Origin of the sequence: Rhizobium sophoriradicis, from assembly GCF_025200795.1 — a bacterium.
In the GTDB taxonomy this organism is placed as follows: Bacteria; Pseudomonadota; Alphaproteobacteria; order Rhizobiales; family Rhizobiaceae; genus Rhizobium; species Rhizobium sophoriradicis.
Window position 1 is genome coordinate 3,952,917 of sequence record NZ_CP104152.1, and the last position, 23,831, is coordinate 3,976,747.

The 23,831-nt window shown below is 61.2% G+C and carries 23 protein-coding genes and 1 tRNA gene; 14 read left to right on the forward strand and 10 right to left on the reverse strand.

Annotated features, from left to right (window positions below; genetic code table 11):
- Positions 1 to 93: 93 nt before the first annotated feature.
- The 3 genes from N2597_RS19405 to tesB form a co-directional block, all read right to left on the reverse strand.
- Positions 94 to 1,527, reverse strand: a complete 1,434-nt coding sequence (locus tag N2597_RS19405; protein WP_077992238.1) for an ammonium transporter — start codon at positions 1,525 to 1,527, stop codon at positions 94 to 96.
- 25 nt (positions 1,528 to 1,552) lie between these two features.
- Positions 1,553 to 1,903: a P-II family nitrogen regulator gene (locus tag N2597_RS19410; RefSeq protein ID WP_003543684.1), complete on the reverse strand. Its 351-nt coding sequence runs from the start codon at positions 1,901 to 1,903 to the stop codon at positions 1,553 to 1,555.
- Positions 1,904 to 2,113: 210 nt separating this feature from the next.
- Positions 2,114 to 2,998, reverse strand: a complete 885-nt coding sequence (gene tesB, locus N2597_RS19415) for an acyl-CoA thioesterase II (protein ID WP_096762067.1) — start codon at positions 2,996 to 2,998, stop codon at positions 2,114 to 2,116.
- An 84-nt stretch (positions 2,999 to 3,082) separates the two neighbouring features.
- Here tesB and N2597_RS19420 point away from each other — a divergent pair, with 84 nt between their 5' ends.
- Positions 3,083 to 4,297: a ubiquinone biosynthesis hydroxylase gene (locus N2597_RS19420; protein ID WP_106796972.1), complete on the forward strand. Its 1,215-nt coding sequence runs from the start codon at positions 3,083 to 3,085 to the stop codon at positions 4,295 to 4,297.
- An 18-nt stretch (positions 4,298 to 4,315) separates the two neighbouring features.
- Here N2597_RS19420 and N2597_RS19425 read toward each other — a convergent pair whose 3' ends face one another.
- The 4 genes from N2597_RS19425 to N2597_RS19440 all read right to left on the reverse strand — a co-directional run bounded on the left by N2597_RS19425 (position 4,316) and on the right by N2597_RS19440 (position 6,815).
- Positions 4,316 to 4,504, reverse strand: coding sequence for a Trm112 family protein (locus N2597_RS19425; protein ID WP_009993761.1), 189 nt, complete (start codon positions 4,502 to 4,504; stop codon positions 4,316 to 4,318).
- Positions 4,505 to 4,513: 9 nt separating this feature from the next.
- Positions 4,514 to 5,200 carry an LON peptidase substrate-binding domain-containing protein gene (locus N2597_RS19430; RefSeq protein ID WP_009993760.1) on the reverse strand — a complete coding sequence of 229 codons (687 nt, stop codon included), beginning with the start codon at positions 5,198 to 5,200 and terminating at the stop codon, positions 4,514 to 4,516.
- Positions 5,201 to 5,276: 76 nt separating this feature from the next.
- Positions 5,277 to 6,251 carry a thioredoxin gene (gene trxA, locus N2597_RS19435; protein WP_183597801.1) on the reverse strand — a complete coding sequence of 325 codons (975 nt, stop codon included), beginning with the start codon at positions 6,249 to 6,251 and terminating at the stop codon, positions 5,277 to 5,279.
- Positions 6,252 to 6,305: 54 nt separating this feature from the next.
- A complete protein-coding gene (locus N2597_RS19440) occupies positions 6,306 to 6,815 on the reverse strand; it encodes a prolyl-tRNA synthetase associated domain-containing protein (RefSeq protein WP_183597803.1) in 510 nt (169 codons plus the stop codon).
- A 254-nt stretch (positions 6,816 to 7,069) separates the two neighbouring features.
- Between N2597_RS19440 and N2597_RS19445 the strand changes: the two genes are divergently transcribed.
- Positions 7,070 to 7,144: transfer RNA gene (locus tag N2597_RS19445), tRNA-Gly, on the forward strand.
- A gap of 172 nt (positions 7,145 to 7,316) precedes the next feature.
- Here N2597_RS19445 and N2597_RS19450 read toward each other — a convergent pair.
- Entirely contained in the window at positions 7,317 to 8,738 is a 1,422-nt protein-coding gene (locus tag N2597_RS19450; RefSeq protein ID WP_077992251.1) for a DUF6880 family protein, read from the reverse strand.
- Between the two features lie 237 nt (positions 8,739 to 8,975).
- Between N2597_RS19450 and N2597_RS19455 the strand changes: the two genes are divergently transcribed.
- Positions 8,976 to 9,236 carry a DUF2934 domain-containing protein gene (locus N2597_RS19455; protein ID WP_183597805.1) on the forward strand — a complete coding sequence of 87 codons (261 nt, stop codon included), beginning with the start codon at positions 8,976 to 8,978 and terminating at the stop codon, positions 9,234 to 9,236.
- A gap of 51 nt (positions 9,237 to 9,287) precedes the next feature.
- Here the strand turns inward: N2597_RS19455 and N2597_RS19460 are convergent, their stop codons facing one another.
- Entirely contained in the window at positions 9,288 to 9,932 is a 645-nt protein-coding gene (locus tag N2597_RS19460) for a ThuA domain-containing protein (protein WP_077992256.1), read from the reverse strand.
- Between the two features lie 236 nt (positions 9,933 to 10,168).
- On the opposite strand from N2597_RS19460, the gene galE reads away from it, so the two are divergent.
- Together galE and N2597_RS19470 are read left to right on the forward strand one after the other, a co-directional pair.
- A complete protein-coding gene (gene galE, locus N2597_RS19465) occupies positions 10,169 to 11,152 on the forward strand; it encodes a UDP-glucose 4-epimerase GalE (RefSeq protein WP_077992259.1) in 984 nt (327 codons plus the stop codon).
- The gene (locus N2597_RS19470; protein WP_183597807.1) at positions 11,130 to 12,674 is read left to right on the forward strand and encodes an alkaline phosphatase family protein; all 1,545 of its coding nucleotides are present in this window, start codon (positions 11,130 to 11,132) and stop codon (positions 12,672 to 12,674) included. Before galE ends, N2597_RS19470 begins: the two co-directional genes overlap by 23 nt.
- A 6-nt stretch (positions 12,675 to 12,680) precedes the next feature.
- Here the strand turns inward: N2597_RS19470 and N2597_RS19475 are convergent, their stop codons facing one another.
- A complete protein-coding gene (locus tag N2597_RS19475; protein ID WP_077992264.1) occupies positions 12,681 to 13,178 on the reverse strand; it encodes a DUF1993 domain-containing protein in 498 nt (165 codons plus the stop codon).
- A gap of 372 nt (positions 13,179 to 13,550) precedes the next feature.
- On the opposite strand from N2597_RS19475, the gene N2597_RS19480 reads away from it, so the two are divergent.
- From N2597_RS19480 to N2597_RS19520, 9 genes are all read left to right on the forward strand, one after another.
- The gene (locus tag N2597_RS19480) at positions 13,551 to 14,480 is read left to right on the forward strand and encodes a sugar ABC transporter substrate-binding protein (protein WP_077992267.1); all 930 of its coding nucleotides are present in this window, start codon (positions 13,551 to 13,553) and stop codon (positions 14,478 to 14,480) included.
- Positions 14,481 to 14,549: 69 nt separating this feature from the next.
- Positions 14,550 to 16,091, forward strand: coding sequence for a sugar ABC transporter ATP-binding protein (locus tag N2597_RS19485; RefSeq protein ID WP_183597809.1), 1,542 nt, complete (start codon positions 14,550 to 14,552; stop codon positions 16,089 to 16,091).
- A 34-nt stretch (positions 16,092 to 16,125) separates the two neighbouring features.
- Positions 16,126 to 17,151 (forward strand): ABC transporter permease, encoded by a 1,026-nt coding sequence (locus N2597_RS19490; RefSeq protein WP_038691903.1) that lies wholly within the window; start codon positions 16,126 to 16,128, stop codon positions 17,149 to 17,151.
- Between the two features lie 256 nt (positions 17,152 to 17,407).
- On the forward strand, positions 17,408 to 18,466 hold the full coding sequence (locus tag N2597_RS19495; RefSeq protein ID WP_183597811.1) for a dipeptidase: 1,059 nt from the start codon (positions 17,408 to 17,410) through the stop codon (positions 18,464 to 18,466).
- A gap of 100 nt (positions 18,467 to 18,566) precedes the next feature.
- Complete coding sequence (locus tag N2597_RS19500) at positions 18,567 to 20,210, forward strand: ABC transporter substrate-binding protein (protein WP_183597813.1); 1,644 nt, start codon at positions 18,567 to 18,569, stop codon at positions 20,208 to 20,210.
- 18 nt (positions 20,211 to 20,228) lie between these two features.
- Positions 20,229 to 21,299, forward strand: coding sequence for an ABC transporter permease (locus N2597_RS19505; protein ID WP_183597817.1), 1,071 nt, complete (start codon positions 20,229 to 20,231; stop codon positions 21,297 to 21,299).
- On the forward strand, positions 21,296 to 22,231 hold the full coding sequence (locus tag N2597_RS19510) for an ABC transporter permease (RefSeq protein WP_077992281.1): 936 nt from the start codon (positions 21,296 to 21,298) through the stop codon (positions 22,229 to 22,231). The genes N2597_RS19505 and N2597_RS19510 overlap by 4 nt, the downstream gene beginning before the upstream one ends.
- Positions 22,228 to 23,061 (forward strand): ABC transporter ATP-binding protein, encoded by an 834-nt coding sequence (locus N2597_RS19515; protein ID WP_077992282.1) that lies wholly within the window; start codon positions 22,228 to 22,230, stop codon positions 23,059 to 23,061. Before N2597_RS19510 ends, N2597_RS19515 begins: the two co-directional genes overlap by 4 nt.
- A complete protein-coding gene (locus tag N2597_RS19520) occupies positions 23,058 to 23,807 on the forward strand; it encodes an ABC transporter ATP-binding protein (protein WP_183597819.1) in 750 nt (249 codons plus the stop codon). The genes N2597_RS19515 and N2597_RS19520 overlap by 4 nt, the downstream gene beginning before the upstream one ends.
- The last annotated feature ends 24 nt before the right edge of the window (positions 23,808 to 23,831 follow it).

The following is a 23,831-nucleotide window of genomic DNA, read 5'->3' on the forward strand; positions in this document are numbered from 1 at the left end:
TTGAAAGGTCCGGGCCGAATGCGGTCTATGGTTAGATAGGCCGCGACGGGCCGTGAAGCGGCGCCCTTCTGCCGGGCGCCGCAAACCCTTTGATCAAGACGAGTGGTAGGCGGCTTCGCCGTGGGTCGAAAGGTCGAGACCTTCGCGCTCGGCCTCGACGCTGACGCGCAGGCCGACGACGACGTCGACGATCTTGTAAAGGATCGCCGAACCGATGCCCGACCACAGTAGCGTCGTCAGCACGCCCTTGGCCTGAGCCCAGACCTGGGTTGCCGTGCCGGCATAGGAGGCGGCGAAATCGGCTGTCGAATAATCGACGATGCCTGCACCGCCCAGCGCCGGGTTGACGAGGATACCGGTGCCGAGAGCGCCGATGATGCCGCCGACGCAATGCACGCCGAAGACATCGAGGCTGTCGTCGTAGTTGAACTTGTTCTTCACGACGTCGACGAAGAAGTAGCAGACCGGCGAAACGATCAGGCCGAGAACGATCGAGCCCATTGGGCCGGCAAAGCCGGCCGCAGGGGTGATGGCGACGAGACCGGCGACGGCACCCGAAGCACCGCCGAGCATCGAAGCCTTGCCGCGGGTGAGGCTTTCGATGATGCACCAGGACACGGCGGCGGCTGCCGTCGCAACGAAGGTGTTGATCATGGCGAGCGAGGCATAGCCATTGGCTTCGAGGTTGGAGCCGGCGTTGAAGCCGAACCAGCCGACCCAGAGCAGCGAGGCGCCGACCATGGTCAGCGTCATCGAGTGCGGAGCCATGATTTCCTTCTTATAACCGGTGCGCTTGCCGAGCATGATGGCGCCGACGAGGCCGGCAATACCCGCATTGATGTGAACGACCGTGCCGCCGGCGAAATCGATTGCGCCGTAGGAGAAGATCAGACCGGACGGCGAGGTGTAGGAGCTCGGACCGCCCCAGAACCAGACCATGTGCGCCATCGGGAAGTAGATGAAGGTAACCCAGAGCACGACGAAGAGCATGACGGCCGAGAACTTGATGCGCTCGGCGAAGGCGCCGACGATCAGGCCGGGCGTGATGCAGGCGAAGGTCATCTGGAAGACGATGAAGGTGTATTCGGGAATGGCGACACCCTTCGAGAAGGTTTCGACGAGCGACGAGGTGTTGACGCCGGCAAGGAACGCCTTTGAGAAGCCGCCGACGAAGCTGTTCAGCGAGCCGCCGTCGGTGAAGGCGAGGGAATAGCCGTAGGTCACCCAGAGCAGCGCCACGACGGCGGTGATCATGAAGACCTGCATCAGCACGGAGAGCATGTTCTTGGCGCGGACGAGACCGCCGTAGAACAGCGCCAGGCCGGGGATGGTCATCAGCAGGACGAGCGCCGAGGAGATGAGCATCCAGGCATTGTCACCCTTGTCCATGGTGAAGGCCGGGGCGGCGGCAGCGGCCGTGGTGGCGGCGGGCGCAGCCTCCTGCGCGAAAGCGACAACCGGCGCCAGAAGCGCAGCTGTTGCTGCGCAGATCAGCGCAAAGGGGGAAGAAAACTTCGAAGTCGACATTGAAAAAAGCTCCTTGATCTGCCGCTTACAGCGCTTCTGAATCGGTTTCGCCCGTACGGATGCGCACGGCATGATCGATCGAATAGACGAAAATCTTGCCGTCGCCGATCTGGCCGGTCTTGGCCGACGCCGCGATGGCTTCGACCGCCCGGTCGACGAGTTCCGATGCAACGGCGATTTCGATCTTGAGCTTCGGCAGGAAGCTGACCGCATATTCGGTGCCGCGATAGATTTCAGTATGCCCCTTCTGGCGGCCGTAACCCTTCACTTCGGTCACGGTCAGGCCCTGAATGCCGATCGCCGTAAGGGCTTCGCGGACCTCATCGAGCTTGAACGGCTTGATAATAGCCATCACAATTTTCATCTGGTTTCCCATCCTTCGTTATCCTCGGCACGGAGCCGACTCTCCTTGCCGCTGACGTTCCTGAACAGCGACCGGCGTTATACATTCAAAGGACGTGCCAGATTCGTGGCTCGATATAAGGTATTGAAATACATAGATTAAATTAAATGGCGCCAATAAACAGGCAGATGATTGAGCAATAAGCGCACAAATAATGCCCAAAATTCGAAATATGCCTATTATTTATTCATTTGCCTTTTTACGAATCAAACCTTCCTGGGCGACCGAGGCGACGAGCAGTCCCGACCGGGTAAACAGGCTCCCGCGTGTCAGCCCTCTGGCGCCGGAAGCCGATGGGCTATCCTGCGTATAGAGCAGCCAGTCGTCGAGCTTGCAGGGCCGATGGAACCACATGGAGTGATCGAGGCTCGCCACCTGCAGGCTCTGATCGAAGATCGACGTACCATGCGCATAAAGCGACGTGTCGAGCAGCGTCATGTCGGAGAGATAGGCAAGCACCGCCGCCTGGTAGCGCCGATCGTCGGGAACCGGGCCGGTGGCGCGCACCCAGACGTCCTGTTTGGGGTCGAGCTTCTTGTCGGAAAAATAGTGCGTCAGCGAGACCGGACGGATTTCGATCGGCCGCTCGCGCTGCCAGTATTTTCGGATCGCCTCCGGCGCATGCGCGAGATATTGTTCCTTGATCTGCTGCTCGCCGAGCAGCGCCTCCGGCATCTGCACCTCGGGCATGACGATCTGGTGGTCGAAGCCGAGCTCTTCCAGCTGGAAAGAGGCCGACAACGCGAAGATCGCCCTGCCGTGCTGGATCGCGACGACACGCCTGGTATTGAAGCTCGATCCGTCGCGGATGCGCTCCACCTGATAGATGATCGGCACCGAGGGATCTCCGGGCCGCATGAAATAGGCGTGCAGCGAATGGACGAAACGCTCAGCCTCGATGGTGCGCTGCGCCGCCATCAGCGCCTGGCCGATCACCTGCCCGCCGAAGACCCGCTGCCATCCCGCCTGAGGGCTGCGGCCACGGAAGATGTCGACCTCGATCGGCTCCAGATCGAGCGTCGCAAGCAGCCTCTCCATCGCCGAAGGCCCTGATGTCTCGCGCGTCATTTTGTATGCCTCCCGGCGGTAGGAAGTGAGGTTGCGATGATCTATATAGATCACATCTGAGGCACAAGGTACGGGAGCGGCGCGATGCTTGATATGCTGGTTGTGGGCGGGGGCTATGTCGGCCTTTCCGCGGCCGTCGCGGTCAAGCAGGCAGCGCCGCATCTGAAAGTCTCGGTGGTCGAGGCCGCCCCCGAACATGTCTGGAGAAACGATACGCGGGCTTCTGCCATCATCGCCGCGGCGGCGAAGATGCTTCAGGTCTTCGGCGTCTGGGACGAGATCGAGCCGGAGGCCCAGCCGATCACCAAGATGATCGTCACCGATTCCAGGACCTCGGATCCGGTGCGACCGGTGTTTCTGACCTTCGACGGTGAAGTGGCCGAAGGCCGGCCCTTCGCCCACATGATCCCCAACGTCGCCATGGTCGCGGCACTGCGCGGCGTCTGCGAACGACTCGGCATCGACATCCGCCACGGACTTGGTGCGACGGAGCTCAAAACTGGGGACAGTCATGCCACCGTCATGCTTTCGGACGGCAGCACGCTGGAATCCCGGCTGGTGGTGGCCTGCGACGGCGTGCGCTCGAAGCTGCGTGATCTCGCCGGCATCAGGACCGTCACCTGGGACTACGGCCAGTCCGGCATTGTCGCGACCGTCGAACATGAGCGGCCGCATGAGGGTTGCGCCGAGGAGCATTTCCTGCCGGCCGGCCCCTTCGCCATCCTGCCGCTCAGGAACAACCGTTCTTCGCTGGTCTGGACCGAGCGCACGCATGATGCCGATCGGCTGGTGGCCGCCGACGAGCTGGTCTTCGAGGAGGAACTGGAACGCCGCTTCGGGCACAAACTCGGGGCGCTGAAGGTCATTGGCGACAAGCGCGCCTTTCCGCTCGGCCTGACGCTGGCCCGCGCCTTCGTCGCTCCGCGTTTCGCGCTCGCCGGCGACGCCGCCCACGGCATCCATCCGATATCAGGACAAGGCTTAAACCTCGGCTTCAAGGATGTGGCGGCGCTGGCCGAAACCATCGTGGAAGCCGATCGTCTCGGCCTCGATATCGGTTCGATCAACATTCTCGAGCGCTACCAGACCTGGCGGCGCTTCGATACCTTCCGCATGGGCGTGACGACCGACGTGCTGAACCGGCTCTTCTCCAATGATGCAATGCCGATCCGCGTCGCCCGCGATGTCGGCCTCGGCATTGTCGACCGGCTGCCGCGCCTCAAATCCTTCTTCATCGGCCAGGCGGCCGGAACGACCGCGAAGGACAACCCGCGCCTGCTGACCGGCCAGACGATCTAAAGACAAGGATGAAAAGCGCTACTCGTCGAGGCGCCTCGCCTCGGACACCAGCATGATCGGGATACCGTCGCGGATCGGATAGGCAAGATGCGCCTTTTCCGAAACCAGCTCATTGTGTTCGCGATCATAGGACAGCCGGCCCTTGGAGAGCGGGCAGACCAGGAGCTCCAGCAGTTTCGGATCGACGCGGCTCAGTTTTTCGTCCATGGCCGAAGTTTACTGCAGAACCGTGTCGGAGTCACCGAAGACCCGCGCCAGCACGATTTCGGTAATGGCGATCAGCGTCTCGGCCCGCGTCTTGAGATCGGGCGCCTCCAGCAGAGCCTGTTTTTCGGCCGGTCCGAAGGGCGACATCATAGCGAGCGAATTGACCAGCGTCAGATTGCTCGCCCGCTCGACGCTCTCCCAGTCGGCCTCCAGCTTGTTGGCATCGAGATAGGCTTTGAAGGCGGTGAGCAGGGCGGTGCGATCGACCGCCTCCTCCTCGTTCTCCGCCGAGAGGTCGGCGATGAAAGGCGCGATCCGAAAGGTGCGGAACGGATTGCCGGTTACCTTCTCTTCGAGCAGCCGGAAGCGGCAGACGCCGGTCAGCGACACGATATAGCGCCCGTCGCCGGTCTCGGCGAAGGAGGTGATTCGCCCGAGGCAGCCGACGGTGGCAAGACTGGGCTCGTGCCCCTTGTCCTCATGGTCGCCGAGCGCCGGTTGCACCATGCCGATCAGCCGGTTTCCGGCAAGCGCTGCATCCAGCATCGTCAGATAACGCGGCTCGAAGATGTTGAGAGGAAGCTGTCCGGCCGGCAGGAGGAGGGCCCCGGGCAGCGGGAAGACGGCGATGGCATCGGGCAGATCGCCCGGCTTCAGGTATCTGGCATTACCGACTTGCATGAAACCGTCCCGCATTCTTGTAAACGGGCATGCCCGTTCTGACGAGAATGTGGTGCCCCCGCTTAAAAACGCAAGGGCCGATATTCTAATCTTAGGAGAACAGCATCGCCGAAAGCTTGCGGCGGGCGGCAACCGTCGCCGGATCCTTGAAACCCCAAACCTCGAAGAACTGCAGAAGCTGGCGGCGCGCGCCGTCATCGTCGAAGCTGCGGTCTTTGCGCATGATCTGAAGCAGATGTTCGGCCGCCTCGTCGCGCCGGCCTTCGACGTTGAGGATCTTGGCGAGCTTCAGCCGCGCTTCGTGATTGTCGGGATCGGCAGCCAGGTCACGTTCGAGGGCAACGGGGTCGCCGAGCTTGCGCGCCTCCTCGATCTGGTCGAGCTTCTTCAAGACAGCCTGGATGCCGGCATCTTTCGAGAGCTCCTCCGGCAGATCAGTCAGAGTTTCGCGCGCCCGCTCATGCTGGTTGGCAGCGATCATGCATTCGGCCATGCCGGCAAGCGCCTTGGCATTTTCGGGATCGGCCTGCATCACCGCGGCGTAAAGCTGAGCGGCCTCATTGATCTTGCCGGCGGCCAGCAGTTCTGCCGCTTCCACAAGCACGGCTTCGATCTCGGCGGCCTCGTCGGCGCCGGCCGGGCCGGCGATGCGGTCGATGAATTGCTGGACCTGGCTTTCCGGCACCGCCCCCATGAAGCCGTCGGCGGGACGGCCGTTGACGAAGGCGATGACGGTCGGAATCGATTGAATACCGAGCTGGCCGGCAATCGAGGGATGGTCGTCGATGTTCATCTTGACCAGCCGAACGCGGCCCTTGGCTTCGTTGACCACCTTCTCCAGGACCGGTGTCAGCTGCTTGCACGGGCCACACCAGGGCGCCCAGAAATCGACCAGCACCGGCTGTTTACGTGATTCCTCGATGACGTCCTTGCCGAAATTGGCGGTCGTCGTGTCGGTGATGTAGCTGCCGGCCGCAGCCGCGGGTGCAGGCTGAGCGCCGAAGCTTGTCGTCGCCGTCATCTGATTTCCGAAGGAACCGTTATAGGGGTTGTCGCTGCCGCTCATAGGTATCTCCCGCCGCCGATCCTGCCGGCATCATTGTAGCGCTAAAATCGTATGTCAGGACGTCACTTTCAAGACAAGCGGCTTATGTCCCGTCGCTTCCATGAAACGGACGAGGTCGCCGCTTGCAATCGATGTCGTCGCGTCGTTGGAGAGCGGATGGCAGTTAACGGTCTCCTCAGCCATCAGATCGGCATCGAGCACGAAGGTGACATTTCCTGCCGTATCGTTGATTGCGCCGAAGGCGGTGACCGCGCCGGGAATGACACCGAGATATTCCATCAGCTTCTCCGCCCTACCGAAGGAAACCCGGCCGGATCCGCCGATAAGGGTGTGAACCTGCTTAAGGTCGACCTCGGCATTCTCCTCCACGGTCAGCAGAAAATACCTGTCCTTCTTGTCCTTGATGTAGAGATTCTTGGTGTGGCCGCCGGGGATCTCGTCGCGCAGCGCAACCGATTCTGCCACGGTGAAAACAGGCGCGTGATCGACCGTCTTATGGGCGATGCCGAGCCCGTCGAGGAAGGCAAACAGATCGTCTTTCGTCTTGGGCGTGTTTTCGGGCATCGGGCAATCCGTTGGTGGCGAGGAAAAAGTAAGGCGTCCTGATTAAGTCCGTCCAGATCATTTGGCAATCTTCGCCACCGACGCCCTACCCCCACATTTGCGGCCTTTCCTCCGGGCTCATGCGACCGCACGAATTTTTCTTCGTCTCTTCGTCATTTCCCTGTTGCATTTGAAAATCCGTTAGGCCATATAGCGCCCGTCGCCACGAGGCGGCGCCCACGGTCCAACGACTACCCCGGACCGATGCGGATTGAGCGGGTGTAGCTCAGGGGTAGAGCACAACCTTGCCAAGGTTGGGGTCGAGGGTTCGAATCCCTTCGCCCGCTCCAGTTTTCCCAGCATCATATAGAAGACGCGGCAGCAGACTGTCCTTGTGACATCGATGACAACCTCGTTGCGAACGGGTCTTATGCAAACGCTTGTCGCTGCCTGCTCTCGGCATAGGTGGCGTCAGTCACCTCATAGCGATGTCCTTTCCGTTGGTGAAATCGGCTATGCGGCCTAACCCATCAAGCTCCAGAAGCCATGCTTCTTTCCATGCTGACGGATCAGTTCGTTGACATAAGCGTCGTGGGGTTGGGCCTTGCCGAAATCGTCGATATGAGGCGCAAGCGAAGCGCATTCCGCCAGATGACGCGCGGCATGCCTGTAACGGCTGGATCGGCCGCAATCGAGGGCGAAGCCGATCATCGAGCGCAGCACGATGGTTGCTGCGAGTGGGTGTTTCTCCTGCAGCATTTCAGCGGCCGGCGTCATCAGTTCATAAAGCTCGCCGTCCAGTTCCGCCTGGCGCCTGGAGACAAGTTTGGCTGCCTCGGCAGGGGCGGGCCAGGTGAGGAAGAAGGCAAGGGCTCGATGAACATCGGGAAAGCCGTGTGCGAAGGTGAATGCTTTCTCCTCGGCCTCGAGGTCGTCGAAGTCGGCGAGCTTTCGCAGGAAAGTCCGAAGGTGCTCCCCGTTCAGCGACTGCTCGAAGCATTGCCATCGATAGGCCTGCGCTTCCTCCACTCGTCCGAGCGCTTCGAGCGTTTCGGCGCGGGCTTCCTGCCATTCAAAAGGCATTTCGAACCGGTGATCGACACCGTCCAAAATCCTCAATGCTTCCTCGGCGCGTCCAGCCAGGAGCAAGCGGTCGGAAATCGCGATCGCGACCATCGGCGCCCTTAAGGTCTCTTCCGGCTGCTGGGCGATGAAGGCATCGGCATCATCCTGGGCATCGGCAATGTCCTGCAGAGCGATGCGCGCCGCTTGTTGCCGATGCTTGGCATAGATCTCGTTCAGTCCGCTGCCGCCCCAGTCGAGAATTTTCCTGTCGGCGTCAGCAGGCTCTTCCTCCGCTTCGTTCAACCATTGCACCAGGAGGCCCTTCAAATGTTCGAGGCCGTCCTTGCCCAGCGCCGGAACCATCTCGGCGATCAGCGGGTCATATTGGCCGTAGTCGTTATCCTGCAACACCGTAAAGACCTTGTCGGCAAGGACATCGGTACCGATGCCCGCGGAGCTGGCGATGACGCCGGCATCGGCACATGCCTGATGGAACGTCTCGAGGAAGGCGATGTCGTTGCTGTTGGATCGGTGGAAAATCGAATCGGCAACGGCAAGGAATTGCCAGATGAGATCGAAGGCTTCCTTCGGATCGTCGGCGGCCACGACGGTGACGATCGCGGATCGCTGCGTTTCGAGGTCCGCATTGATGGCTTTTACTTTGTGCCATTCGATGACGCTCTGCGCTCGAGCGATGCTGCTAAGGCGCTTGCGGATCTCACGCGCGACCTCGCTGCTGCCCTGATTGCCGGCCAGTTCCATGCGAAGCCGCCGTTTATGGGCGGCGCTGCCGGTGCTGATTTCGATCAGCAGTTCGGCGAGACGTTGTGCACCGAGAGCTTCCAGGTTCTTCGCGTTGAGAGTGGTCTTTGCTGCCATGGATCACCGCTGTCGTTTCGCGCCGACCCTAACTCGGTATTCAAATCACTCCAAGTCCGAGGAGGAGGCGCAAGCGTGGTATCGCGAATTCGTATGACTTTATCGGCGGTTAGTCTCGCCGAAATCATGGCCGTTAGCCAAAAAATAACGCTGCCTCGTAACGACTCCTAAAGCCCGCTTTGGCACCTTGTCGCCCATCGATATTTTCTTCCAAAAATTCTTCGGCTGGGGTTGGTTATGAGTCACACTAAGGACGCCTGGGTCAGCCAGCGCGCTTATTCGCTGTGGGAATCGGAAGGCCGGCCGGATGGGCGCGGGGAAAGCCATTGGGCGCAGGCGCTCAAGGAGTTCGAGCAGCTGGAGCTGACGAAGGCTTCGCCCGACGGAAACGATCTCATCGCGAAGCTGAAGGCAGCCGGGCGGCTGATGCGGGTTGCGCCCCCTACCAAGGACGACCTGCAGCTTAGGCGATTGCCAATTCCTCGTGCATCGAAATAGTCAGCGGCAATCCAGGCGATGGTCGGCCTTGCCGGCAGTCGTCTTGCGACCCTACCGGCGAGCGGCCCAGTTGAGGCCGCGCCGCAGCATGAGCGGCATGTAGGGATGGTCGAATTCGGCCGCGACATGACCGAGAGCGGAATAGAAGATGCGGCCGGCACCGAAATGGCGCTTGAACACGACCGGCATCACGACATTGCGGGCGGCCGGATCGTATGCGCCGGTGAAGGTGGTGGTTGCCAGGATTTCGACTGTGGGATCGAAATGCAGGTAATACTGCTCCGAGCGGTAGTCGAAGTCGGGAATGCCCTCCATGACAGGATCGTCCTGGCGGGTCACGGCGACGCGGAAATCGATGATGTTGCCGGGATGGGCGACCCAGGTGACGCCGGCGACATAGCGGAAAGGCGCGCTTTCCTTGAAGGAGGTGGCGAGCGCGCCATGATGGCCGGCAAGCCCCAGCCCGCCGCGCACCGCTGCGACCAGGCCAAGGGCATGATCCTTCTCGAGCTTTTCGCCGGTGATGATCGGCACCAGCAGATCTGCTTTCGCCAGTGTCGGAGATCCGAATATGCCGAGATCGCCGGTCACCTCGACCGCAAAGCCGTCCTCGCGCAAGAGATCGGCGACGATACGGGCGCATTGCTCCGGCTCATGGCCCTGCCAGCCGCCCCAGACGACCAATGCCTTCCTCATTCACGCGCTCCCTGGCTGATTGCTGCGGACCGTTGCACCACATGAGCCCTTAAAACGGGCGGTTACGCAAATCACGCGAATAATTCACGAATCGCCGATTCGGCACAAATCGTACGGGGCGTCGGGCGGTTCGGCATTTGAGCGATTGCCGTTCACGCCTGTCGCAGTTCCTTCTTTTTATTGCCGTGTATCTCGTCTAGGTTTCTCCCGTCTTTTAAGAACAACAAGGGTGGTGCATGGCAGGTGAAACGGTTCTTGTGGTCGGCGGCGCCGGTTATATCGGCTCGCATACGTGCCTCGACCTGGCGAACAAGGGCTACAAGCCTGTCGTCTTCGATAATTTTTCCAACGGCCACCGCGAGTTCGTCAAATGGGGGCCGGCCGAGGAAGGCGATATTCGCGATCGCGCCCGCGTGGACGAGGTGCTCGCCAAGCACCAGCCGGCGGCGATCCTGCATTTCGCGGCGCTGATCGAGGTCGGCGAATCGGTCAAGGATCCGGTTTCCTTCTATGAGAACAACGTGATCGGCACCTTGACGCTGCTTTCGGCGGCGCAGGCCGCGGGCATCAACGCCTTCGTCTTCTCCTCCACCTGCGCCACCTACGGCCTGCCGCAGAGCGTGCCGCTCGACGAGACGCACCGTCAGGTGCCGATCAACCCTTATGGGCGGACGAAATATATCGTCGAGCAGGCGCTCGCCGATTACGACCAGTATAAGAGCCTGCGCTCGGTGGTGCTGCGTTATTTCAACGCCGCCGGCGCCGATTTCGAAGGCCGGATCGGCGAGTGGCATCAGCCGGAGACGCATGCGATCCCCCTGGCGATCGATGCGGCGCTTGGCCGCCGCCAGGGTTTCAAGGTGTTCGGCAGCGATTACGAGACGCGCGACGGCACCTGCGTGCGCGATTATATCCATGTGCTCGATCTTGCCGATGCGCATGTGCGCGCCGTCGAATATCTGTTGAAGGGCGGAGAGTCCGTCGCGCTCAATCTCGGCACCGGCACGGGCACGACGGTCAAGGAATTGCTCGGCGCTATCGAGGACGTGTCGAATCGGCCGTTCCCGGTCGAATATATCGGCCGTCGCGAGGGCGATTCGCATACGCTGGTCGCCAATAATGACAAGGCCCGCGACGTGCTCGGCTGGGTGCCGCAATATGATCTGTCCGCGATCATCCGCTCCGCCTGGAACTGGCATGCCAAAACCAACCAGCATTGAAAAGGGCGCTAGGCCGAATGTCCTGCTGATCACGGCGGACCAGTGGCGCGGCGATTGTCTGTCGACCGCTGGTCATGCGTGTGTCGAAACGCCGAATATCGATGCGCTGGCGCGCGAAGGCACGCTCTTCCGGCAGCATTATGCCGGGACTGCCCCCTGCTCGCCGGCGCGGGCGACGCTCTATACCGGCCTCTACCAGATGAACCACCGCGTCTGCCGCAACGGCACGCCGCTCGACGCCCGTTTCGATAATCTGGCGCTGGCGGCCCGGCGGGCGGGGTACGACCCGACGCTGTTTGGCTATACCGATACGGCGCCCGATCCGCGCGGCATGGATGCCGATGATCCGCACCTGACGACCTATGAAGGTGTGCTGCCTGGCTTCACCGCCCGCCAGCTTCTGCCCGAGCATGAGAGACAATGGCTCTCCTGGCTCAGATCCCGCGGCCACACCGAAGCCATCAGCCGCGATATCCATATACCCGTCGGCGCAGAGCCGGGAGCAATCTCCGATGCGGCGCCGGCCTATTCCCGCGACGAAACCCAGACGGCCTTCCTGAGCGGCGAGTTCATCCGCTGGATGGGCGAACAGGACAGACCGTGGTTCGCGCATGTTTCTTTCCTGCGTCCGCACCCGCCATTCTCCGCGCCGGAACCGTTCAACCGGATGTTCGGGCCGGATGACGGGCCGGCATATGCACGTGCGGCAAACGCCCAAGCGGAAGAGGCAAGCCATCCCTATCTTGCCTATGCCATGCCGCGCTCCGACAAAGGCAGCTTCGTCTATGGTGCAACCGGGCCGCTCAGCGGCTGGAACGCCGAGGACTTTGCGGCGATCCGGGCGATCTATTACGGCATGATAGCGGAGGTCGATGACCAGCTCGGCCGCATCTGGCAGGCGCTGAAGGATGCAGGCGCTTGGGAAAATACGCTTGTCGTCTTCACGTCCGATCACGCCGAGATGGCGGGTGATCACTGGACGCTCGGCAAGGGTGGCTTCTTCGACGGCAGCTATCATGTCCCGCTGGTCATTCGCGATCCCGCAAGCGGCGCCGCAGGCGGAAGCGTCGAACAATTCACCAGCGCTGCGGATATTTTTCCGACATTGTGCGAAAAGCTCGGTATCGAGGCGAAAAACGGACTCGACGGCCGGTCGCTCATGCCGTTCGTCAACGGCGGGAGCGAGCCGGGATGGCGGGATGCGGCATTCTGGGAGTTCGATTTCCGCGACATCGCCGCCGGCGAGGCGGAACGGCATTTCGGGCTCAGGTCCAACCAATGCAATCTCGCCGTGATCCGCGATGCGCGGTTCAAATATGTGCATTTTGCCGGCTTGCCGCCGCTGCTCTTCAATCTCAGCGACGATCCGATGGAGCTCAAAAATGTCGCGGCTGATCCGGCCTATGCGGCCACCCGGCTTGAATATGCCGAAAAGCTGCTGTCGCTGAGAGCGCGGCATCTGGATCAGACGCTTGCCTATACCGAATTGACGGAAAAAGGGCCGGTGACGCGCCGGCCCTGACCCCTTTTAGCCGAGATAATCACGCTTGCCGACCGGCACACCCTGATTGCGCAGGATGGCGTGGGCGGTCGCGACGTGAAAATAGAAGTTCGGCAGCGCGAAGATGGTGACATATTCATCACCCGGAAGCACGATACCGCTGTTGCCCGGCAGGGTGATCTGGCGGCCTTCCACGCCTTCCAGCGCTTGCGCCGAAAATGTAGCGAGATAGGCTTCGGTCTTTGCCAGGCGCTCGCGCAACTCGTCGAACGTCTTCTCATTGTCTTCGAACTTCGGGGCGTCGGTGCCGGTCAGCCGAGCGAGGGTGAATTTGGCGCTGTCGCTGGCGCGCTGATACTGGCCGGAAAGCGGCAGCATGTCGGGCGCAAGGCGCGCAGCGACCAAGATGGCGGGATCGACTTTCTTTTCCCGCGCAAAGGCTTCGGCCTTGTCGAGATAGGTTTTCAGGCTGGCGAGGCCGCGCTGAAACATCGGAACGGTGAGGCGATAGATCGAAATGGACATCTGTCCTGTCTCCAAAATCTTCAAATAATCAGGCCGCAGCGAGAGATCGATTGCGCCTGCGGCGGTGCAGTTGTCTTCGACCCCGCCATAGATGGAGGCTTCCGTCGCCTTCCGCAATGCGGCTCATGCAGGCGCCGCTCATGTAGAACATGGCGTCGCGCGTCCGATCGACATCTGGTTGCCGCTAAAGAGGCTTGACGCCGTTCCCAGAAAATGGAATGAATATTCCGCAGAACAAATTTTACGGTTTGTTTGTTCCGTTTTACGGACGCCGCGGGAGAGGCGGCGTAGCGAATTGCGGCTTCAGGGCAGATGCCCGGGGCTCCGGCGTGAGGAGGGTGCAGCCGGGCACCGCTTTGTGGAGGAAGTAAAATGAAAAAGTTCATCCTGGGCACTGCGATGGCGCTCGTCATGTCGGCGGCCGCTCACGCGGAAACGGTCGGCGTGTCGATGGCGAAGTTCGACGACAACTTTCTGACCGTGCTGCGCAACGGCATGACCGATTACGCCAAGACGCTGAGCGGGGTCACCCTGCAGGTCGAAGACGCGCAGAACGACGTTTCCAAGCAGCAGAGCCAGATCCAGAATTTCATCGCCTCCAAGGTCGATGCAATCATCGTCAACCCGGTTGATACAGACGCAACGACGGCGATGTCGAAGCTCGCCGCTGATGCCGGCATTCCGCTGGTTTACGTCAACCGCCAGCCGGTCAACGTCGACACGCTGCCGGAAAAGCAGGCCTTCGTTGCTTCCAACGAGCAGGAATCCGGCACGCTGGAAACCAAGGAAATCTGCCGCATTCTCGGCGGCAAGGGCAAGGCCGTCGTCATCATGGGCGAGCTCTCCAACCAGGCTGCGCGCATGCGCACCCAGGACATCCATGACGTCATCAAGACCGATGAGTGTAAGGGCATCGAGATCGTCGAAGAGCAGACGGCCAACTGGGACCGCACCCAGGGCGCCGACCTGATGACCAACTGGCTCTCCAGCGGCATCGAATTCGACGCTGTCATCTCCAACAATGACGAAATGGCGATCGGTGCTATCCAGGCGCTGAAGGCAGCCGGCAAGGATATGAGCAAGGTCGTCATCGGTGGCGTCGACGCCACGCAGGACGCGCTGGCCGCTATGCAGGCAGGTGACCTCGACGTCACCGTTTTCCAGGATGCCGCCGGTCAGGGCAAGGGCGCGCTCGACACCGCCCTTAAGCTTGCCAAGGGCGAAAAGGTCGAGAAGAAGGTCTACATCCCCTTCCAGCTCGTCACCCCTGAAAACGTCAAGGACTTCGTCGCCAAGAACTGAGGCGAGTGCCAAGCAGGATGCGGGCTCAGCCCGCATCCTTTCCGCCTGTCCGTATCCGGAGGAGATGATATGGCCGTCAGCCCGACAACCATGGCCGCCGTGCGCGCAAGCGGCGCCGTTCCGAATGCGGAGTTTCTGTTGAGCGCCGAGGGCGTTCGCAAGGAATTCCCCGGTGTCGTCGCGCTCGACGACGTACAGTTCCGGCTAAAGCGCGCTTCCGTGCATGCGCTCATGGGCGAAAATGGCGCCGGCAAATCGACATTGATGAAGATCCTCGCCGGCATCTACACGCCCGATAAAGGCGATATCCGGCTGAAAGGGATCGAAATCCAGCTGAAATCTCCGCTCGACGCGCTTGAGAACGGCATTGCGATGATCCATCAGGAACTGAACCTGATGCCGTTCATGACCGTGGCCGAAAATATCTGGATCCGCCGGGAACCGAAGAACCGCTTTGGTCTTGTCGATCACGGCGTGATGCATCGCATGACCGAGGAGCTGTTTGCCCGGCTCAATATCGATATCGATCCCGATGTCGAAGTCCGTTACCTCTCGGTCGCCAACCGCCAGATGGTCGAGATCGCCAAGGCGGTTTCCTATAATTCCGACGTGCTGATCATGGACGAGCCGACTTCGGCGCTGACGGAGCGCGAGGTCGAGCATCTTTTCCGCATTATCCGCGACCTCAGGGCGCAGGGAATCGGCATCGTCTACATCACCCACAAGATGAACGAGCTTTTCGAGATCGCCGACGAGTTTTCGGTATTCCGCGACGGTCGCTATATCGGCACCCATGCGTCGACCGAGGTCACCCGCGACGACATCATCCGCATGATGGTCGGGCGCGAGATCACCCAGATGTTCCCCAAGGAAGAGGTGCCGATCGGCGAGGTCATGCTCTCCGTCAAGGATCTTTGCCTCAAGGGCGTCTTCAAGGACGTCTCCTTCGAGGTAAGGGCCGGTGAGATTCTCGGAGTGGCCGGCCTTGTCGGCTCTGGACGGTCGAATGTCGCCGAAACGCTCTTCGGCGTGACGCCGGCAAGCTCCGGCTCCATCGAGCTCTACGGAAAACCGGTGACGATTTCATCACCGACCGAGGCCATCCGCAACCAGATGGCGTTCCTGACCGAGGATCGCAAGGATACCGGCTGTCTGCTGATCCTCGATATTCTCGAGAACATGCAGATCGCCGTGCTCCAGGACAGATACGTCAAGGGCGGCTTCGTGCAGCAGGGCGCAATCGAGGCGACCTGCGAAGACATGGCAAAGAAGCTGCGGGTGAAGACGCCCAATCTCTACGAGCGGGTGGAAAATCTTTCCGGTGGCAATCAACAGAAGGTGCTGATCGGGCGCTGGCTGCTCACCAATCCGCGAATCCTGATCCTCGATGAGCCGACACGCGGCATCGATGTCGGCGCCAAGGCAGAAATCCACCGACTGGTCACCGAGATGGCGCGAAACGGCGTGGCGGTGATCATGATATCGTCCGAGATGCCCGAGGTTCTCGGGATGAGCGACCGCATCATGGTCATGCACGAGGGACGCGTGACCGGTTTCCTCAATCGCGATGAAGCAACGCAGATCAAGGTGATGGAGCTGGCTGCGCAGTGATGCGCCGTCTGCAATCGCCCAAGGGAGGTTTGACATGAGTACCAAGGCAGCAGAGGGCGCGGCTCCGCTCGCAACCCGGCAAAGGCGACGGCGCTTACCGACCGAGCTCAGCATTTTCCTCGTGCTCGTCGGCATCGCACTCATCTATGAAGCGCTCGGCTGGATGTTCATCGGCCAAAGCTTCCTGATGAATTCGCAGCGCCTGACAATCATGATCCTGCAGGTCTCGGTCATCGGCATCATCGCCGTCGGCGTCACGCAGGTCATCATCACAGGCGGCATCGATCTTTCATCCGGCTCGGTGGTCGGCATGACGGCAATGATCGCGACAAGCTTCGCCCAGTCATCCACCTGGGGACGGGCAGTCTTCCCGTCGCTGACCGACCTGCCGGCTTTCGTGCCGATCATGGTCGGCCTGCTGATCGGGGCGGCTGCGGGTCTGGCGAATGGCGCACTCATCGCCTACACGAAAATCCCGCCTTTCATCGCAACGCTCGGCATGTTCGTGTCGGCCCGCGGCGTGGCGAAGTGGTACACCAAGGGACAGCCGGTTTCCGGCATCACCGAGCAGTTTCACTTCATCGGCACCAAGGCCTGGCCGGTCGTGGTCTTCCTGGTCGTCGCGCTGATCTTCCATATTGCGCTACGCTACACCCGCTACGGAAAGTTCACCTATGCGATAGGCGCGAACCCGCAGGCGGCGCGCGTCTCCGGCATCAACATCGAGGCGCATCTCGTCAAGGTCTATGTGATCGCCGGATTGCTCGCCGGCCTTGCCGGCATCGTCACGGCGGCACGCGCGGAAACCGCGCAGGCCAGCATGGGCGTCGGATATGAGCTCGATGCGATTGCCGCGACCGTCATCGGCGGCACCTCGCTCACCGGCGGCGTCGGCCGCATCACCGGCACCGTCATCGGCACCATCATCCTCGGCGTCATGACATCGGGCTTCACCTTCCTCAGGATCGACGCTTATTACCAGGAGATCGTCAAAGGCTTCATCATCGTCGCGGCTGTTGTGATCGACGTCTACAGACAGAAGAAGCGCCGCAAGCACTGATCCCGGCCGGCATCATTCATGATTTTACGGGGGCTTCGGCCCCCGTTTGCGTTTTCGCGGCGATGGCCGATTTTCAAAAAAAGAGATGGCGAATTCCGTCAGCTTTTCTATTCTGGCCACTTCATTCGCCCGCTACAGCGCCGCGCGTCTGAAAAGACGCGCAAAGGACGCTGTAGCACTTTGAATGCTGCATAATTTTATCCTTAAATCGATTCCGATTTAAGGAATTAGGCAGTAGGGCAGCGCAGGAAGACAGATGCAATTCGTATTTGACGGTCACAACGACGTTCTCCTTCGACTCTGGACACATTCAAAAGACGGCAGCGACCCTATCGCGGAATTTGCGGACGGCACGACGGTCGGCCATATCGATGCGCGCCGGGCGAAAGTGGGCGGTCTGTCCGGTGGTCTCTGCGCCATCTATATTCCCTCCGGCGATCTCGTCTTCGCCGATCCGGATGCCGACGGCCGCTATGTCACGCCGATGGCTGCCCCGCTTGATCCGCTTCCGTCCCTTGCGATCGCCACCGAAATGGCGGCGATCGCGCTGCGGCTCGACCAGGCCGGTGCCTGGCGTCTTTGCCGCACGGTCAAGGACATCCGCGGCGCCATGGCGGAGGAGATTTTCGCCGCCGTCATGCATATGGAAGGCTGTGAGGCGATCGGCGCCGACCTGTCGGCGCTTGAGGTATTCTATGCGGCTGGCCTGCGCTCGCTCGGGCCGGTCTGGAGCCGGCACAACGTCTTCGGCCATGGTGTGCCGTTCGCCTTCCCGATGTCGCCGGACACCGGGCCGGGTCTCACCGATGCCGGTTTTGCGCTGGTGCGGGAATGCAATCGCCTCGGCATTCTGGTCGACCTTGCCCATATCACCGAGAAGGGTTTCTGGGACGTGGCGAAGACGACCGACCAGCCGCTGGTCGCCAGCCACTCCAACGCCCATGCGCTGACGCCGGTCGCGCGCAATCTGACGGACAGGCAGCTCGATGCGATTCGCGAAAGCCGCGGCCTGGTCGGCATCAACTATGCCACCGCCATGCTGCGTCCGGACGGCCGCTCGGACAGCGATACGCCGATTGCCGACATGATCCGTCACATCGACCATCTCGTGAACCGTATCGGCATCGATTGTGTGGCGCTCGGATCGGACTTCGACGGCGCCACCATTCCTGAGGAGATCGGCGATGCCGCCGGCAATCAGAAGCTGATTGCCGCTCTCGGGGAGGTTGGTTATGGTGAGGCCGATCTCACGAAACTTGCCCGCGAAAATTGGCTCCGTATTCTGGCACAAGCTTGGCGGGAGGATTGCGTCTAAAGCGCAGCGCGCCTCTGGACGCGCTGAGAACGGACAATAGTTTTAATGGGGCATGACCGACAAAACGCTTCGTAATCAATCAAGAACAGGGGAACAGACCATGATGATCACCAAGCTCAGCCGTAATTTCCGCCTGCTTTCCGCCGGAGCCGCTCTTTCGCTCCTGATGATGACGGCACCTGCCGCCTTCGCCGAAACGCCCAAAGACACGCTGGTCGAGGGTTTTGCCATCGACGACATCATCACGATGGATCCCGGCGAGGCCTTCGAGCTTTCGACCGCAGAGATCACCAGCAACAGCTACAGCCTGCTCGTCCGTCTCGATCTCGCCGACACATCCAAGGTGAAAGGCGATCTTGCCGAAAGCTGGAGCGTTTCGGATGACGGCCTGACCTATACGTTCAAGCTGAAACCAGGCCTCAAATTTGCATCGGGAAATCCGATCACCGCCGAAGACGTTGCATGGTCGTTCGAGCGCGCCGTCAAGCTCGACAAGAGCCCGGCCTTCATCCTGACCCAGTTCGGCCTGACCGGCGACAATGTCACCGAAAAGGCCAAGGCGGCCGATGCCAATACTTTCGTCTTCACCGTCGACAAGGCCTATGCCCCGAGCTTCGTGCTCAACTGCCTGACGGCGACGGTCGCCTCGGTGCTCGATAAAAAGCTCGTGCTGGAGCATGTGAAGGCGATAACGCCGGATGCCGAGCACAAATACGACAATGATTTCGGCAATGAGTGGCTGAAAACAGGCTATGCCGGCTCCGGCGCCTTCAAGCTGCGCGAATGGCGGGCCAACGAAGTCGTCGTGCTGGAGCGCAACGACAATTATTACGGCGACAAGCCGAAGCTCAACCGCGTCATCTACCGCTACATGAAGGAAAGTGCCGCCCAGCGGCTGGCGCTTGAAGCCGGCGATATCGATATCGCCCGCAACCTCGAACCGGGCGATATCGACGCCGTTTCGAAGAATGCCGATCTGGCGACGACAAGCGCCCCGAAGGGCACGATTTATTATGTCAGCCTGAACAACAAGAACGAGAACCTGAAGAAGCCGGAAGTCCAGCAAGCCTTCAAATATCTGGTCGACTACGATGCGATCGGCGCGACCCTGATCAAGGGTATCGGCGAGATCCATCAGACCTTCCTGCCGGAGGGCCAACTCGGCGCGCTCGACGAGAACCCCTACAAGCTCGATGTCGCCAAGGCGAAGGAACTGCTGGCCAAGGCCGGCGTGCCCGACGGTTTCTCGGTGACGATGGACGTGCGCAACACCCAGCCTGTAACCGGGATTGCCGAATCGATGCAGCAGTCGCTGGCCCAGGCCGGCGTGAAGCTGGAGATCATCCCCGGCGACGGCAAGCAGACGCTGACCAAATATCGCGCCCGCACCCACGATATCTATATTGGTCAGTGGGGATCGGACTATTTCGACCCGAACTCGAATGCCGACACCTTCACCAGCAATCCCGACAATACCGATGCCGGCACGGTGAAGACCCTTGCGTGGCGCAACACCTGGGAGGCGCCGGAACTCGACAAGCAAGCCAAGGCGGCGCTGCTCGAGCGCGACGCTGAGAAGCGTGCGGCCATGTATGAGGACATTCAGAAGAAGTTCCTCGCCAACAGCCCCTTCGTCATTATCTTCCAGCAGACCGAGGTGGCCGGCTATCGCAAGAACCTGAAGGACTTCAAGCTGGGTCCGAGCTTCGATACCAACTTCGTCGGGCCGATCGCCAAGGAATGATCCGGCAGGATTGATCGCTTGAGCACCATCGAAGCAACACAGGTAGCGGCGCGGCCAAAAAAGGGCCGTGCCAGCACCTTAGCCAAGGCGGTTGGGCGGTTCATGTTCGCCGCCGTCACCACCTATCTCGGCCTTTTGGCCGTCACCTTCTTCATCGGCCGCGTCGTGCCGATCGATCCCGTGCTCGCCATCCTCGGCGACCGCGCTCCCACCCATGTCGTCGAGCGGGTGCGCCGGGAAATGGGCTTCAATCTGCCGCTCTATGAGCAGTTCTACATCTATGTCAAAGGCGTCCTGTCCGGCGATTTCGGCAATTCGGTGCTGACGACCAACCCCGTCATGGTCGATATCCGCCGCGTCATGCCGGCGACGATCGAGCTCGCGACGCTCGGAACGCTGATCGGCGCCTGCGTCGGCGTGCCGCTCGGCGTTCTCGCCGCCGTGCGCCGCGGCAGTATCGCCGACCAGGTGGTGCGCGTCATCGGCCTGATCGGTTATTCGGTGCCGATCTTCTGGCTGGCGCTGATCTCGCTCGTCATCTTCTATGCGCAGCTGCGCTGGGTGGCCTTTCCCGGCCGCATCGACATCGTCTTCGAATATACATTCACGCCGATCACCGGCTTCTATCTTCTCGACAGCGCCTGGCAGGGGCAGTGGGATGTTTTCTATGATGTGTTCCGCCACATCATCCTGCCCGCCTCGCTGCTCGGCTATTTCTCGCTTGCCTATATCAGCCGCATGACCCGCAGCTTCATGCTGAACGAGCTGTCGCAGGAATATATCGTTGCCGCGCGCGCCAAGGGGCTTTCGGAAACACGGGTGATCTGGGGGCATGCGCTCCGCAACGCCGCCGTGCCGCTCGTCACCGTCATCGCGCTTTCCTATGCCGGCCTGCTCGAAGGATCGGTACTGACCGAGACCGTCTTCTCCTGGCCGGGCATCGGGCTCTACATCACCAACTCGCTGCAGAATGCCGATATGAACGCCGTTCTCGGCGGCACGATCGTCATAGGCACGGTTTTCATCGGCATCAATCTTCTGTCCGATCTTCTCTACCGGACGCTCGACCCGAGGACGCGAAACCGATGACGGCTCCCGCCAGCCCATTGCCAACGATGAGCCGCCGCGACTGGCTGCTGTCCGACCGGCCGCAATCGCGCATGCAGGCGCGGCTCGGCCGCGCCTATGTCACCTGGCGGCAGTTCACCGCAAACCGGCTTGCCGTCGTCGGCCTGCTGATCATCGTGGCGCTGCTTTTCATCGCCGCCTTCGCCGATATCATCGCCACGCACAATCCCGTCGTCGGCGATCTGCGCAATGCCCGGCTGCTGCCGCCGGGAACGGGTGAATTCCTGCTCGGCACCGACGATCAGGGCCGTGATATCTTTTCGCGGCTGATTTACGGATCGCGTTTGACGCTGCTGGTCGTCGTGCTCGTTGCCGTCATCTCGGCACCGATCGGCCTGATCGTCGGTACCGTCTCCGGTTATGCCGGCGGCTGGGTGGATGCGACGCTGATGCGCATCACCGATATTTTCCTCGCCTTTCCGAAGCTGGTGCTGGCGCTCGCTTTCGTCGCAGCACTGGGGCCCGGCATCCAGAACGCGATCATCGCCATAGCCATCACCTCCTGGCCGCCCTATGCCCGTATCGCCCGCGCCGAAACGCTGACGGTGCGGCGGTCCGACTATATCTCGGCGGTGAGGCTGATGGGTGCCTCGCCGCTGCGCATCATTGTGCGCCATGTCATGCCGCTCTGCATTTCCTCGCTGATCGTGCGCGTGACACTCGATATGGCCGGCATCATCCTGACGGCCGCCGGCCTCGGCTTCCTCGGCTTGGGCGCGCAGCCGCCGCTGCCGGAATGGGGGGCGATGATTGCTTCGGGCCGGCGCTTCATCCTCGATCAATGGTGGGTGGCGGCGATGCCCGGCATCGCCATCCTCATCGTCAGCCTCGGCTTCAATCTGCTCGGCGACGGCCTGCGCGACGCACTCGATCCGAAGGAGAGCGGCCAGTGACGACGCTTCTGACGGTCGACACACTCAAGGTCAGCTACCCCACGCGCACCGGCTTGATCGAGGCCGTGCGCGGCGTCTCCTTCACACTCGGCAAGGAAAGGCTCGGCATCGTCGGCGAATCCGGCTCCGGCAAGTCGCAGACCGGCCGGGCGATCATGGGCCTGACGCCGAAACACGGCATCGTCACGGCCGACAGGCTGGATTTCAGCGGCATCGACCTCCTCAAGGCCTCGGCCGGGCAAAGGCGCAGGCTGCGCGGCAAACGCATCGCCATGATCCTGCAGGATCCGAAATATTCGCTCGATCCTGTCATGACGATCGGCCGGCAGATCTGCGAAACGCTGCGCACCCATGAAAAGGTCGGCAAGGCGGAGGCGCGCGAGCGAGCGCTCGCCATGCTGGAGGCCGTGCAGATCCGCGATCCGAAACGCGTCTTCGACCTGCACCCGCACGAAGTTTCGGGCGGCATGGGGCAGCGTGCGATGATCGCCATGATGCTGATCGCCGGGCCGGAACTGCTGATTGCCGACGAGCCGACCTCGGCGCTCGACGTGACGGTGCAGCTCGATGTGCTCAGAATCATGGACAGGCTGGTGTCGGAGCGCGGCATGGGATTGATCTTCATCTCCCATGATCTCCGGCTGGTTTCCACGTTCTGCGATCGCGTCATCGTCATGTATGCCGGAAAGATCGTCGAGGAGCTTGCGGCCGCCGATCTCAGACATGCGCAGCATCCCTATACGCAAGGACTGCTGAACTGCATGCCCGAAATCGGCGCCAGCCGTCATCCCCTGCCGGTGCTCGACCGCAAGCCGGAGTGGGCGGCATGAGCGCAGCACTCCATGTCGACAATCTCAGCGTCGTCTACGATGAATTTCACGCGCTGAAGGACGTCAGCATCGATGTCGAACGCGGTGAATCCTTCGGTCTCGTCGGCGAGTCCGGCTCGGGAAAATCCACCTTGCTGCGCGCCGTGGCCGGACTTGCGCCGATCAGCGGCGGCGCGATCCACGTCGACGACGAAGCATTGAAAGGCGCAAAGCGCCGCAAGGCCTTCTATCGGCGCGTGCAAATGGTCTTCCAGGATCCTTATGGCTCGCTGCATCCGCGCCAGACGATCGACCGGCTGCTGCTCGAACCGCTTGCGATCCACGGCATCGGGGACAACGACAGGCGCATTGCCCGTGCGCTCGACGAAGTCGGTCTCGGCAATGGTTTTCGTTTCCGCTACCCGCATCAGCTTTCCGGTGGCCAGCGGCAGCGCGTGGCGATCGCCAGGGCGCTGATCGTCGAGCCGTCGATTCTGCTGCTCGACGAGCCGACGTCGGCGCTTGATGCCTCGGTGCAGGCGGAGGTGCTGAACCTGCTCGAGCAGATCCGCAGCGACCGCAAACTCACCTTCATAATGGTGAGCCACGATCTCGGTGTGATCACCCATATGTGCGATAGGCTCGCCGTGATGCGCAACGGCGCCATTGTCGAACGATTGAGCTCGCAAGCGTTGGCAGAGGGCGCGGTTCAACAGGACTATACGAGAAATTTGATGATCGCGAGCAAGGGGTTCGTCAAAGCCTGAAAGGCAATCAATTCAAGCCCTTGA